At 68.2% G+C, this 12,651-nt stretch carries 12 protein-coding genes; 3 read left to right on the top strand and 9 right to left on the bottom strand.

Annotated features, from left to right (window positions below; translation table 11 throughout):
* Nucleotides 1–648 precede the first annotated feature (648 nt).
* Entirely contained in the window at nt 649–1,599 is a 951-nt protein-coding gene (gene sigJ, locus ACZ5DS_RS38630) for an RNA polymerase sigma factor SigJ (protein ID WP_468248166.1), read from the top strand.
* 330 nt (nt 1,600–1,929) lie between these two features.
* On the opposite strand, the gene asnB is transcribed toward sigJ, so the two are convergent.
* The 8 genes from asnB to ACZ5DS_RS38590 form a co-directional block, all read right to left on the bottom strand.
* Nucleotides 1,930–3,783 (bottom strand): asparagine synthase (glutamine-hydrolyzing), encoded by a 1,854-nt coding sequence (gene asnB / locus ACZ5DS_RS38625; RefSeq protein WP_468248163.1) that lies wholly within the window; start codon nt 3,781–3,783, stop codon nt 1,930–1,932.
* 76 nt (nt 3,784–3,859) lie between these two features.
* Nucleotides 3,860–4,558 (bottom strand): DUF2461 domain-containing protein, encoded by a 699-nt coding sequence (locus ACZ5DS_RS38620; RefSeq protein ID WP_468248162.1) that lies wholly within the window; start codon nt 4,556–4,558, stop codon nt 3,860–3,862.
* Entirely contained in the window at nt 4,548–4,889 is a 342-nt protein-coding gene (locus tag ACZ5DS_RS38615; RefSeq protein WP_468248160.1) for a TfoX/Sxy family protein, read from the bottom strand. The genes ACZ5DS_RS38620 and ACZ5DS_RS38615 overlap by 11 nt, the downstream gene beginning before the upstream one ends.
* A gap of 14 nt (nt 4,890–4,903) precedes the next feature.
* Nucleotides 4,904–7,399: a DHA2 family efflux MFS transporter permease subunit gene (locus tag ACZ5DS_RS38610; protein WP_468248157.1), complete on the bottom strand. Its 2,496-nt coding sequence runs from the start codon at nt 7,397–7,399 to the stop codon at nt 4,904–4,906.
* Between the two features lie 38 nt (nt 7,400–7,437).
* Nucleotides 7,438–7,770 (bottom strand): YciI family protein, encoded by a 333-nt coding sequence (locus ACZ5DS_RS38605; protein ID WP_468248155.1) that lies wholly within the window; start codon nt 7,768–7,770, stop codon nt 7,438–7,440.
* Between the two features lie 37 nt (nt 7,771–7,807).
* The gene (locus tag ACZ5DS_RS38600) at nt 7,808–8,590 is read right to left on the bottom strand and encodes a class I SAM-dependent methyltransferase (RefSeq protein ID WP_468248153.1); all 783 of its coding nucleotides are present in this window, start codon (nt 8,588–8,590) and stop codon (nt 7,808–7,810) included.
* A 23-nt stretch (nt 8,591–8,613) separates the two neighbouring features.
* The gene (locus ACZ5DS_RS38595; protein WP_468248151.1) at nt 8,614–8,943 is read right to left on the bottom strand and encodes an SCP2 sterol-binding domain-containing protein; all 330 of its coding nucleotides are present in this window, start codon (nt 8,941–8,943) and stop codon (nt 8,614–8,616) included.
* A 17-nt stretch (nt 8,944–8,960) separates the two neighbouring features.
* Complete coding sequence (locus ACZ5DS_RS38590) at nt 8,961–9,389, bottom strand: VOC family protein (protein WP_468248149.1); 429 nt, start codon at nt 9,387–9,389, stop codon at nt 8,961–8,963.
* Nucleotides 9,390–10,074: 685 nt separating this feature from the next.
* Here ACZ5DS_RS38590 and ACZ5DS_RS38585 point away from each other — a divergent pair.
* Nucleotides 10,075–10,644 carry an AfsR/SARP family transcriptional regulator gene (locus ACZ5DS_RS38585; RefSeq protein WP_468248148.1) on the top strand — a complete coding sequence of 190 codons (570 nt, stop codon included), beginning with the start codon at nt 10,075–10,077 and terminating at the stop codon, nt 10,642–10,644.
* Between the two features lie 70 nt (nt 10,645–10,714).
* Here ACZ5DS_RS38585 and ACZ5DS_RS38580 read toward each other — a convergent pair whose 3' ends face one another.
* Nucleotides 10,715–11,560, bottom strand: a complete 846-nt coding sequence (locus tag ACZ5DS_RS38580; RefSeq protein WP_468248145.1) for a TetR/AcrR family transcriptional regulator — start codon at nt 11,558–11,560, stop codon at nt 10,715–10,717.
* Between the two features lie 201 nt (nt 11,561–11,761).
* Here ACZ5DS_RS38580 and ACZ5DS_RS38575 point away from each other — a divergent pair, with 201 nt between their 5' ends.
* Entirely contained in the window at nt 11,762–12,625 is an 864-nt protein-coding gene (locus ACZ5DS_RS38575) for an AfsR/SARP family transcriptional regulator (protein ID WP_468248144.1), read from the top strand.
* Nucleotides 12,626–12,651 lie beyond the last annotated feature (26 nt).

The raw sequence follows: 12,651 nt of genomic DNA, 5'->3' as shown, positions 1-12,651 counted from the left end.
ACCCGTGCTGCTTCAGTCCCGCCGCGGTGCCCTGATCCAAGCTCGCCTCCCCGACCTGGAGTTAGCCGGCCAGGTACAGCCGTGGGGTGCGGACTGGCCGCACCCCACTCCCGACGTTCCTGGTCAGGGCTTGATGAGGACCTTCAGGCTCTTGCGGTCGGCCATGTCCTGGTAGCCGGCCGGGACGCCTTCGAGGTCGGTGGTGGCACGCCACCGGGGCGGACGACGCCGAGGGCCTGCTCGTAGGCGGGCATGTGGCCGACCGCTTCCAGGAGGCGTGAGTCGGCTTGGTGCTACAGCACCCTGCGCGACCGTGCCCGGCCGCTCCGCTCCAACTGTCGGCCTCGTCCGCACCTTCGCGACCATCATGACCAACCGGCATGAGCACCGACTGGCCATCCGGCCCGGTCGAGGGCCGCGTCAACGACCTGAAGGCGCTCAAACGCAGCATGTTCGGCTGAGCGAAGCCACCGCTGCTGCGCAAAAGGCTCCTCCTGACCGCCGCCAGCCGTTGCCGACACGGCCAGACCCTGGACGATGCGCGCGGACCCGGTTGTCGTCACGCATGATCGGCCGGACGCCCTCCGGGCGCGGCGCTCTGATTTGTCGTAATGGACAGGGAAGGTGAGCGAGGGAGCCGGAGAGCGTATGACCACCCCGTGGGAACAGTCACAGCGGCAGGCGGACGAGCAACACGACCCGGGCCTGGGCACGATCATGAGCGAGCGGCGACAGCTGCTCAATCTCGCCTACCGGATGCTCGGGTCCCTGGCCGACGCGGAGGACGTCGTCCAGGAGACCTACACCCGTTGGTACGCGATGTCCCGGGCGCAGCAGGAGGCCGTCGAGTCCCCGGGCGCCTGGCTGACGACGGTGGCCAGCCGTATCTGTCTGAACCTGCTCGGCTCGGCGCGCATCCGGCGGGAGACCTACGTCGGGCAGTGGATCCCGGAGCCGCTGCCCGACCCGGCCGAGTGGATCGCCGGGGCGGCGGGCGGCGCCGGCCAGGACCCGGCCGACCGGATCACCCTCGACGAGTCGGTGACCATGGCCTTCCTGGTCGTGTTCGAGTCGTTGACCCCGGCCGAGCGCGTCGCGTTCGTGCTGCACGACATCTTCCGCTACCCGTTCGCCGAGGTGGCCGAGATCGTCGGCCGCAGCCCGGCGGCGTGCCGTCAGCTGGCGTCCTCGGCCCGCCGTCGCATCGCCGCGCGGGCGGAGGCGAGGCCGGACGCGGCCCGGCAGGCGAGCGTCGTCCGGCGGTTCAAGGCGGCCTGGGAGGCGCAGGACATCGAGGCCCTGCTCGGCCTGCTCGACCCGGGCGCCACCGCGATCTCCGACGGTGGTGGCCGCGCCATCGCCCACCTGCTGCCGATCGAGGGGGCGGAGCAGATCGCCCAGCTCTATCTCACGATCGCCCGGCTCGCGCCGCCCCGAACGATCCTCGAGCGCACCGTCAACGGGCTACCAGGCCTGGTGATCGAGTCGGAGGGCCGGATCGAGACGGTGTTCGCGTTCGAGGTCGCCGAGGACGACCGGATCACGCACATCTGGGCGGTGCGCAACCCGGACAAGCTCCAGCCGTGGCAGCTGTCCTGACCGTCCCCCGCCGCGGGTCGCCCCCGCGTCGCCCCGGCGGCCTTGGCAACCTCCTGCCTTCGCCGAAGGACGAAGTCCCACACGGTTGAGGGGCGATCTACACCCCAGCTGGTGCTGAAGCCTGGTCAGGCTGCGCTGCACGGTGTGCCGCTGCTTCCGTGGAGTTTCCAGATCGTCCAGCAGCCACTGGTCGATCGTCCTCACGAAATCCGTGCCTGAACCCTTCTAGGTGTGTTGTCCGGACACGTGCCGGGGAGGTGTCGGGCAACGACGGTCCCCCATGTGAGTCGGTCCGCCGGGCCCGCACCAGAAGCCCTGCCGGCCCTCGCACTACGGGAGCTTGAGTTCCGGACGGTAGACGTCCAGCCACGTGGCGAGGTCGAGGGTGCGCTCCAGGCCCAGGCGGGTCAGCCTGTCCATCGCGGCCGACTCCGTCCCGGTCGCGCTCTCCAGCCATGGCCGGCTCATCAACTCGAAGACTCCGTGGCTTCGGTCGGTCAACAGTTCCTTGGCCTGCCGCTGGAGCTCCTCGGCGTAATAAGGGTCCTGGGTCGAGGGATAGGCACTCTTCGGCCGCCAGAGGACCGACTCGGGCAGCACGTCCTTGACGGCCCCGCGCAGGAGGCTCTTCTCCCGGCCGTCGTAGGTCTTCAACGCCCATGGTGCGTTGTAGACGTACTCGACGATCCGGTGATCGCAGAACGGCACCCGGACTTCGAGCCCGAGCGCCATGCTCAGCCGGTCCTTCCGGTCGAGCAGATACCGCATGAACCGGGTCAGGTGCAGGTGGATCATGATCCGCATGCGGTACTCGAGGTCGTCCTCGGAGGTGAAGGAGTCGCCGGAGTCGAGCCGCTCGACGTCCCCCAGAGCACTCGTGTACGCGTCCTGCCGGTACTCCTCGAGTGTGAGGCTGGACCACAACTGCGGGTTCACACCTGTGCCGTCCTTGTCGAACGCACCGATGTTGAGTGCGATCCACGGAAACGCGCGAGCCTGCTGAATCTGCGGGACGTGCATATGTTTGTACCCGCCGAATATCTCGTCCGCCGCCTCGCCGGACAGCGCTACGGTCGACCTCTTCCGAATCTCTTTGAAGAGCAGGTAGAGAGAGAAGTCGATGTCGCCCATCGTCATCGGCACGTCGCGGGCACCGATCACGGCCTGTCGGACCTCTGGGTCGGCCAGTGTCTTCGGGCCGATCACGATGTCGGCATGGTCCGAACCGGTATGCTCCGCGACGGCCTTCACATAAGGCGCGTCCGGGGTGTCACGCAGGTCGTCCGACTTGAAGTTCTCCGCGTGGTCCATGAAGTCGACCGCGAAAGTCCGCACCCGTTCGTCGCCCAGGTGGGCAGCGGACAATGCGGTGAGCGTACCGGAATCCAGTCCACCGGACAGCAGCACGCAGCGCGGCACGTCCGCGACGAGCTGCCGGCGCACCGTGTCGTCGAGCAGCTCGCGGACACGTGCGACGGTGGTCTCCACGTCGTCGGTGTGCGGACGGGTCTCCAAGCGCCAATAGGTGCGCTCGCGCAGGCCGCCGCCGTCGACCGTCACCACCGTGCCCGGCTCGACCTGCTGCATGCCCGACCAGATCGCGTGCCCCGGCGTGAAGCAGTACGAGAGCGACTCGCGCAGTCCGTCCGCGTCGACCACGCGCTTGGCGTGCGGGTTGGCCAGGATCGCCTTCGGCTCCGAGCCGAACAGCAGGCCGTCGGGCGTGCGGTAGTAGTAGAGCGGCTTGATCCCCAGCCGGTCGCGGATCATCACGAGCTTCTGGTCACGCGCGTCCCAGATCGCGAACGCGTACATGCCGTTGAGCCGGTCGGCCAGCGCCTCGCCCCAGCGCAGATATCCGCGCAACACCACCTCGGTGTCACTGGCGGTCTCGAAGCGTTCCCCTCGCCGGGTCAACTCCTGTCGTAATTCGATGAAGTTGTAGGTTTCGCCGCTGTAGACGAGCGCGACCTCGCCGTTCGGCGTCTGCACCGTCATCGGCTGCTTTCCGCCGGGCAGATCGATCACGGCCAGCCTTCGGTGACCGAGGACGGCGTGCCGCCCGACCCACGAGCCGGAGGAGTCCGGACCCCGGCACGCCATTGTCTGCGTCATCGCGTCCAGGGTCTCCCGCTCGCGGGTGAGGTCACGGTCGAACGAGACCCAACCGGTTATGCCACACATCTGCCGTCCTCCCGTGGTCTGCTGACTTCCCGTTCTTCCCGATCTCCCACCCGCTCGCGTGGGCCTGGTCGCCGGATCAGCGGCGGCGCGGTGTCTCGCTCTCGCCGACGTGTGTGTCGATCCACTCCTTCAGGGGCGTCGTGGCCGTCCAGATCTCGCGCACCGCGTCGATGGCCTGCGGCTGGTGCATCCAGTCGGCGCGCTCGTACTCCTTGATCACCACCGCGCCCTTCCAGCGCAGCAGTTCACCGCGGGGATGGTCCGCGGGATAGCCGGCGGGGACCCGCGTGAGCACGGGCTGCATGCCCGGTTCCACGGACAGTCCCTGGTCGGCCAGCTTCCGCCGGATGGTCTCGAACTCCGCCGCGGAGGCGGTGTTGTCGATGGCGGAGCGGAACCGCTTGATCTGGTCCGGGGCCAGGGCCATGGCGCCGCCGGCCAGCCGCATGCCGTCGGCGTCGAGCCGGAGGAAGGCACCGATGCCGCCCACGGCCCGGTCGCTGGTGGTGACGCCGACCCAGGTCTTGTACGGCGACTTGTCCTTGGAGAACCTGACGTCCCGGTTGGGCCGGAAGGTGCGAAGTGGCCCGAACTCGTCCTCCAGATCGGCCATGAGCCGGTTCACCGGCTCCTTCACGGACGCCTCCCAGACGGCCCGGTGAGCCTCCCAGTAGGCCTTGGAGTTGTCCTTTTCCAGCCCCTCGAGGAAGGTGAACAGTTCGGGCGGGAACCCGTTGAAGGGTGGGGTGACGTGCGCACCCTCCTCAGTCGTCACTGCCGCTCACCTTCCTGTTGTAGTCCAGAGCCTCCGCCATCCAGCCGTCGAAGGCCTCGTCCGATTCGATGCCGTAGTCAGCGACGACGATCCAGCCCTTGCCCATGGGCTTTCCGCGCATCTCCGCCCAGTCGGCTCCCTCACGCTCCAGCAGCTTCTCGGCCTTGTCGGGGTCGCAGCGGACCATGAGACGGCCGTCGGAGTTGGCCGTGGCCGCCATGCTGCCGTTGACCATGAAGGCGAGGCTGCCGAACATCTTCACCTCGCGCACCGGGCTCTCGCTCGCGAGAGCCTCCCGGATGCGGTCCGCGAGCTCCAGGTCGTATGCCATCCTCGACTGCCCTCCTAGAGTGTGGTGACCAGGGGCAGCGCGGGGTCGCCGCTCCATTCCACCAGCCCGTCATCGTAGAGAGCGACATCGCGCACTCCCAGCATGGTGAGAGCGAACGCGTCAATCGTCGCGTCGACCCCCGCGGCGCAGTAGGCGATGATCTGCCGGGACTCCGTGGCGCCGACCGCCTCGAACCGGTCGGCGAGCTGCCGGGCGGGCAGGAAGCAGCCGGTCTCCGGGTCGACGAGCGCCGCCGCCGGGACGTTGACGCTGGAGGGGATGTGGCCGATGCGGCCGTGGGCCACCGGGATGTGCCCGGCGTGCTGTTCGGGCGAGAGGGCATTGACCAGGCGGACGCCGGGCGCGTCGATGGCCTTCTGCACCTGGTCCCGGGTGACGAACAGCTCGGGACGCTGCCGCGGTACGAAGCTGCCGCGGCGTACGTCCGGGACGTCGGTGCTCACGGGGCGGCCCTCGGCGGCCCACTTCCTCCAGCCACCGTTGAGTACGGCGGCGTTCTCATGGCCGAGCCAGCGCAGCAGCCACCAGAGCCGGGTGGCGAACGCCGTGTGCGCCCGGTCGTAGAGGACCACCGTGTCGCCGTTGCTGATGCCGAGCTTCTCGACGGCACCGGCCAGCAGTTCGGCCGGCGGAATGGCGAAGGGCTTGGGCGCGGTGAGGTCGGCGAGTTCCGTGAGGAGATCGGCGAAGACGGCACCCGGGATGTGCCCCTCGTGGTAGCCGTCCCGGCCACTGCCGAGATCGACGCCGCCCTCCGGCAGCGGCCGGAGGTTCACCGTGCAGTCGACCACGACGAGGCCCGGTCGTCCCAGGTGCTCGGCGAGCCACGCGGTTTCGACGAGCGCCGAGGGCAGCCGAACGGCTTCGGGTCGTCCAGCGCCCTTGCCCTCCTGGGGGGATGCGGCACCCCCGCCCGTCGGCCCCGGCGTGCCGACGTCACCGGCGGTCCCAGGAAGCGGGTCGGGAAGCCGGCCCCGGGTCATCAGCACCGCGGCGAGCAGGGCGATGAGGAGCGTGCAGCCCGCGCAGATGAGGAACACCGTGTGACTGGCGTCGACGAAGGACTGTTGCACCGCCGAGGTGAAGTCGGTGCGGCTGACCGGCAGGTTCCCGATCTGCTGGGCCCCCTTGCCGGCGTTCGCCCCCGAGCCGCCGATGCGCTCCGCGAGCTGCCGGCCGGCCTCGCCGCTCACGCCCAGATCGGCCAGAGCGGAGACGATCCTGTCCTTGAACACGGACACGACCACCGTCCCGAGCACCGCGGCACCGGCGGTGAATCCCGCGATGCGGGTGGTGTTGATCATCGAGGAGCCCAGGCCCGCACGCTCCGGGGGAGTCGAGGCCATCACGGCCAGCGTCAGGGGGGCGAACATGCAGCCGATGCCCCCGCCGACGAGGGCGAGCCGCCACCACACCGCGCCGAACCCGGAGGCCGGCTCGACGCCGGTCAGCAGCAGGAAACCGGCGGTCACCAGCACCCCGCCGACGATGATCGGGATGCGCGGCCCGAGTTTGCCGGCCAGGGTGCTGGCCGGCGGTGAGAAGAAGAAGATGCCCAGCGTCAGCGGGAGCAGACGCAGGCCGGTCTGCAGTGCCGAATGTCCCTGCACGGTCTGGAAGTACTGGGCCATGAAGAACATCGCACCGACGATGATGAACCCCAGCAGGGAGGCGATGACGCTCGACACCGCGAAGGTGCGGTTGCGGAAGAGATCCAGCGGCAGCATCGGCTCCCGGCTGCGCATCTCCACGGCCAGGAACGCCCCGAGCAGCACCGCGGATGCCACGAGCAGACCGATGATCAGGGGCGAGCGCCATCCTTCGCGCTCGGCCTGGATCAGCCCCATGATCAGGCAGAACAGTCCGGCGGTCACGAGGACCTGTCCGGGGATGTCGAGATGGAGGGCGTGCGGGTTCCGCGACTCGATCAGCCAACGGACGCCGAGGACCAGAGCCAGCACGCCGACCGGCAGGTTGATCAGGAAGATCGCGTGCCAGCTGAAGGACTCGATCAGTACGCCGCCGAACAGGGGGCCGAGGGCCAGTGCGACACCGGAGACGGCGGTCCAGATGCCGATCGCCTTCGCGCGTCCCGGCGGGTCACTGAAGGTGGACACCAGCAGGGAGAGGCTGCCGGTTTCGATGGCCGCGGCGCCGATTCCCTGCAGCACCCGGCCGACGATCAGCACACTGAAGCTGTCCGCGAAGCCGCACAGGGCGGAGCCCGCGACGAACAGGAACAGCCCGGTGAGGAACACGCGTTTACGGCCGAGCCGGTCGCCCAGTGTGCCGGTCATCAGCATCAGCGCGGCGAACGGCAGCGTGTAGGCGTCGACGGTCCACTGCAGTTGCGAGATCTCCGCGCCGAGATCCTTCTGGATCTCGCCCAGGGCGACGAAGATGATCGACCCGTCGAGCAGGACCATGAACGATCCCAGACTGGTGACCAGGAGGGTGAGCGCCCTGCTGCTGCGTGATGTTGTCTCCATGGTGCATGGGCTCCCTGAGGTGTGGCGTAGGAAGGGCCTCAGCCGGCGGCCGGCTGCTCCTGGTACTGCGGGAAGAGGCTGAGGAACTGCGGTGGTACGAGGAAGGGGTGGACCTCTACGCGGTCCCACACCTTGTTGATGATGTAGGGCTCGTTCTTGAGCCAGTCGTCGATCTCGTCGCGGGTTTCGAAATCGACTATCAGAACTCCGCCGGCCATCTTGCCGGCGCCGTCCAGGATTCCTCCGCCGAAGAGGAAGGAGCCGTCGGCCATCATCTTGTCGCCGTTGGCCATATGGGCCGGGCGGACGCGCATCCGCCGCTCGAACGTCCCCGGCTCGGTGCTGTCATAGGCGATGACTGCGTACAGCAATGCCGCTGTCCTTTCCGTGCTCTGCCGAAGAGGGCGGTCAGTCCTCGGTCCGCCGGCCCCAGACCGAAACCGTGATCGGGGTGTAGAGGACCGTGTCCGAGGGCTGCTGGAGCTGGTCGAAGGCGGCCTCGATCTCCTTCTGTCCCATGAGGCCGACCTTGGTGATCACGGGGGCGAGCTTGGCCAGACTCAGCACGATCGTCTGCATCTCGGGGCTGCCCGCCTGCACCGCGGTGAGCTGGCAGTCGGTGCCCATGAGCTGGAGCCCGGTGCGGCGGAAGGCCGGCAGGAGCTTCATTCCGTACCCGGGATCGGCGCCGCCGAAGTAGAAGAAGGTCTCCAGGGCGGTGGCCGCCCGGGTGAGCAGCGGCGAGGGCGGGTCGACACGCTGAATGCTGCGGATGTCCGCCTCTTCGACCAGGAGGTAGCCGCCGGGCTTGAGTGCTTTGGCGAACTCACCGAGAATCCGCTCCCGGTCCGCCAGGTGCATCAGGAGGATCTTGGAGTGGACGAGGTCGTAGGCGCCCTCGTCCAGGGGCGTCGTCGTGATGTCCTGCTGCCGGACCTCGAGGTTCGGTGCGGACAGCCCGTCCATGTAGGCGGTTTCGATGTCGATGGCGTGGACCGTGCCGAAGTGGCCGACCCGGTTGGACAGCCATCGGGCGATCGATCCCGCGCCGGCCCCGACCTCGGCACAGGTCCACCCCTCGCGGACGCCGATCTCCTCGAGGTAGCGGATGGTGGCGGGGTCGGTGAGGGCCGCGACCTGCTCCAGGCGGACCTTCTCGGGATCGGCTTCGTGTTCAGTGGGTTTCTGCACGTCGTCAACTCCTCAGGCAGGTCTCAGACGCCGGTTTCGAAGAGCTTGGGGACCTTCATCGCGAGCATCATGTCGCCCTTGACCTTGAGCTTCCCGGTCATGAAGGCGCGCATCGCGTCCTGGCGGCCCTCCGCGATCGCCACCCAGGTCTCGCTGCTGGTGACGAAGGTCGTGTCGGGCTCGTCGACTCCACCCGGGATGAGACGGCCCTGCCCGTCCTTGATCTCGAAAGCCCAGACGCCCGGGTCCGCATCGGTGATCTTCCACTGCAGGGTCCGGTTCAGGCCTGCGGCGGCCTCGGTGTTGAACCGTGTGGCCAGGGCTGCGAACAGCTCTCCGACGGTCATGGACATACAGCGGCTCCTTGTGGTCAGTCCAGGCCGAGTTGGCGCTGGATCTCCTTGACCTGCGGATAGACATCGAACAGCTGGAGGTAGTTGCCCTCGGGGTCCTTGACGCCGAAGGTGCGGCCCGAGCCCATGTCGACGACCGGGGTCCGGATCTCGTAGCCGCCCTCCTGGGCCGTCTTGTGGGCCACCTCGGCGTCGTCGACGGCGAACCCGAGCATCAGCCCTCCGCTGGCCTCGGGAATGTCCGCCTGCGTCGGCTTGTCGGCCCTGGTCGCCACGTCCTGGATGATGATGCTGGTGCTTCGCCTCTCCGACCGCAGCCAGAGGAAGTCGCCTTCAGGGGCGGTGAATTGCGGGACGACGCTGAATCCAAGGAGGTCGGTGTAGAAGGCCCTGGTCCGGTCGACGTCCCTTGCGATGATGGTGACCGCATCCAGATGCGAGAGCACGGTGCCAGTCCCTCCCTCGGGGTGGTTGTCGGGGCAGCCCCCTGGGGGCTGCTCGGTGAAGCTAGTGCCGCCGACTTACCCCTTGCTTACGGGTCGCGAAAGTGGTGATGCAGGCGGTCCAGTGCGCGTGCGTACCAGGAACCATGCGGCGTTCGCCGTATGCCCACTTCCTTGCACAGGCCTGGCTGACGCTGCAGCAGGTGACTGCCCCGCGTCTCGGTGGACAGGTGGGCCTGCTGAGGAGCCAGTCCCCGCTGCACTGCCGACACCCCGGCTGGTCAGGTCGGAAGGGCTGCCTCGCCGGCGGGTCGAGTCCCGTGGTGATGTGGTACATAGGTGACGAAGTCCACGACACCGGGTGGTTTAACGGTGTAGCCAGGGGGACCATCGGTCGAACGCCCGACGGGTGTTCAACGGGGTAGGGGGCACAATGGATCGCTCACAGGGGGCTGAGCCGACGCCGTTATCCGTCGCATCCGCGCGGAAGGAATACGAAGCGTGGCTCTTCGGCCCGTTCCGGGTGCATCGCCGAGGTGCCCCGTTGGGAGACCCGCGGGGAGGGCGGGCGAGTGCACGCACGCTGCTCAAGTGGTTTCTGCTCAACCCCAGGCAGGAGTTCCGGGACAGCGAGCTCGCGGAGGTGCTGTGGCCCGGCCGTACGGGAAATCGGGCGAACAGGCTCCACGTGACGCAGCACTCCCTGCGCCGGGTCCTGGAGCCCGAGTTGGCCAGCCGGCAGCCGTCGAGATTCATCCGGTCGGATCCGAACGGCCATTACTGGTTCGACCCCTCCGATTGCTGGTGGACCGACGTCGACGACGTCGCGCTGCTGTCGAAATCGGCGTGTGCGGCACGGCGGGCGGGCAGAACGACGGCGGCGATAGCGCGCTATGAGCGGTTGCTGGCCTACTACGACCAGGGATTCCTGCCGGAGGAGGTGTACCAGGACGCCTTCACGTCCTTCCGGGCGGCCCACGAGCGTGGGCACGAGGAGGCCCTGCTCCAGCTGTTACGCCTGCACCGTCAAGTCGGCCACCTGTATGAGGCGCTGACCTGCGCGATGAGAATCCTGGATCGCGACCCCTACTCGGAGGAGGCGACCACGTCCATCGTGGAGATCCATCTGGAGCAGGGCAGTCTGACCGGAGCGATCTGGCAGCTGGAGCAGTTCGTCCGCACCTTGCAGGAGGATCTCGGGGTGGCGCCCAGTCCGGAACTCCTCGCGTTACGGGAGCGGGTGAGGCGTGCGCGATGACAGCCCGAGCACGCAACCGCGCCCGTCCGGCAGGCAGCCGCACTCCTGGTTCCCCGGTCCCCGGGCCGCGTCACGCCCGGCGGGCGCGTACTTCCAGGCTGACCGCGGTCAGACGGTCCCAGTCACCCGCCATCCCGGCACGCCGTCCGATCTCCTGCATCACGGCGGTGAACAGTGCTCCGGATTTGACCAGTTGGGGACGGATGTGCCCGAACACCTCCAGTGTCACGATGCCGTACAGCTGCGCCCAGGCCAGTTCGAACAGCCAGATCAGCCCCAGCCCGTCCGGTCCCAGGAGTCTGACGAGGTCGGGCTTGCCGTCCCCGCCCGGAGAGTGGACCGCCACGAAATCCTCGTCGAGATCCTCGCGGGCCGGCACGGGGAACGGGTGCCGCTGCGACAGCCTGATGAAGATCTGCCCGAAGAACTCGGCGAACATCTGCACTCCTGCGGCGGCACTTCCCGTGGCGGCCGGCGCGAGCGGGTGGACCGTCTGCCCGGCCTCCGACCGGGCGACGTGCTCCCCTGAGAGCGAGTTCGTGTGGAACACCAGCTGGAACTCGTCGATGTGATCCAGTGCCCAGCAGCGGAAGGCGGTGGCGGCCGCCACCATCTGCGCCGCAGGATCATCGTCGCCGTACGGCTCGGCGGCCGCCGCCATCTCGCGGACGATCTCGGTGAAGATGTCATGCGACAGGAGCTCGTTGAGCGCGGCCACGCTGCCGACGTACCGGTACAGCGCAGGCGCGGTGAAGCCCATCTCGGCCGCCACGGCACGCAGGGTCACCTCTCGGCCCTCGCGCAACAGCGACCGGCCGACGTCGACGATCTCCTCGAGAGTGGACTGCCGGAGACGCTCCCGGCGGTTCAACGCCGGACGCGTCTGCTTGACGCGTCCGGGATCGACCTGGCTCATCCGGCACCTCCAAGTTGGCCGTCAGGGCACGCAGAAGCGCAGATGCGCCGCACCCGTGGGTTCCACGGTAACGCTTGACAACCCTCGTGAACACCCTTCATCGTTAACGCTAGTAACTGACCCTATACCCATACACGATCGCTATTGAACTAAACGGGGGGCGACGTGCACGGTAGGACATCAGGGACAGCTCAGCTTCCAGTGCCTGAGTGGGCCCATCCAACGGATCGGGAGCACGGGGCCACCTACCGGGCCTATCTGTTCGGCCCCTTCCGGGTGTTCAAGGGCGAAGAGGTTCTGGGTCAGCGCCGGCAACGCCGGGAGAAGGCGCTGCTGTTGCTCAAGTGGTTCCTGCTGAACCCGGGCAAGCCGGTGTCCATGGACCAGCTCATCGACCTCGGGTGGCAGGACACCGCCCCCGAGAAGGCGGCCAGCGGCTTTCACGTCGGCATGCACTGCCTGCGGCGGATGCTCGAGCCGGACCTGCGTCCGGGGCAGGCGTCATCCTTCATCCACCGCAGCGGCACGAACTTCTACCGCTTCGAGGCCGACGAAGGCTGGTGGAGCGACGCAAACGAAGTCGAACGGCTCTTCGGACAGGCGCGTGCCGACGACGCACACGGCGACGCACGCCGTGCCTGCTTCTACTACAGCCGCGTCGCCGCCTACACCGTCCGCCGGTTCCTCGAGGACGAGGAGCCCCAGCAGCAATGGCTCGCGCCGTACCGGAGGCAGTACGAGGGCCTCTGCTCGCAGGCCCTGATTCGCCTGATCCAGATCCACAAGGCACGAGGAGAGCTGGACGAGGCTCTGGAGTACGCGTACGAGAAGCTGCGGCTGGATCCGTACAACGAACTCGCCGCCACCACCGTCATCGAGGCCCATCTCCAGCTCGGTCGGCCGGCCCAGGCGCTGCGCCAGCTGTCCCTGTTCCAGCGGTCCCTCGAGCGCGACCTCGGCGCCGCAGCGGGCAGCAGTCTCCTGGCGCTGCGAGAACGGATCATGCATACGTCGGAGCACGGATACGCTCCCGCGGCGCCCGCGCCCTGCCCGATGCGCCGATGAGGCGACTGTCCCCGGCATCCGTGCCG

The sequence above is a fragment of the Streptomyces sp. NPDC031100 genome (assembly GCF_055570785.1).
Note: the sequence above shows the minus strand (reverse complement) of the source record. Positions and strands in the feature narration are given on the sequence as shown.

Excerpts from the sequence above, each read along its gene's own strand:
- sigJ (WP_468248166.1), top strand. The coding sequence starts at position 649 with ATGACCACCCCGTGGGAACAGTCACAGCGGCAGGCGGACGAGCAACAC.
- asnB (WP_468248163.1), bottom strand. The coding sequence starts at position 3,783 with ATGTGTGGCATAACCGGTTGGGTCTCGTTCGACCGTGACCTCACCCGC.
- ACZ5DS_RS38615 (WP_468248160.1), bottom strand. The coding sequence starts at position 4,889 with ATGGCATACGACCTGGAGCTCGCGGACCGCATCCGGGAGGCTCTCGCG.
- ACZ5DS_RS38610 (WP_468248157.1), bottom strand. The coding sequence starts at position 7,399 with ATGGAGACAACATCACGCAGCAGCAGGGCGCTCACCCTCCTGGTCACC.
- ACZ5DS_RS38595 (WP_468248151.1), bottom strand. The coding sequence starts at position 8,943 with ATGTCCATGACCGTCGGAGAGCTGTTCGCAGCCCTGGCCACACGGTTC.
- ACZ5DS_RS38580 (WP_468248145.1), bottom strand. The coding sequence starts at position 11,560 with ATGAGCCAGGTCGATCCCGGACGCGTCAAGCAGACGCGTCCGGCGTTG.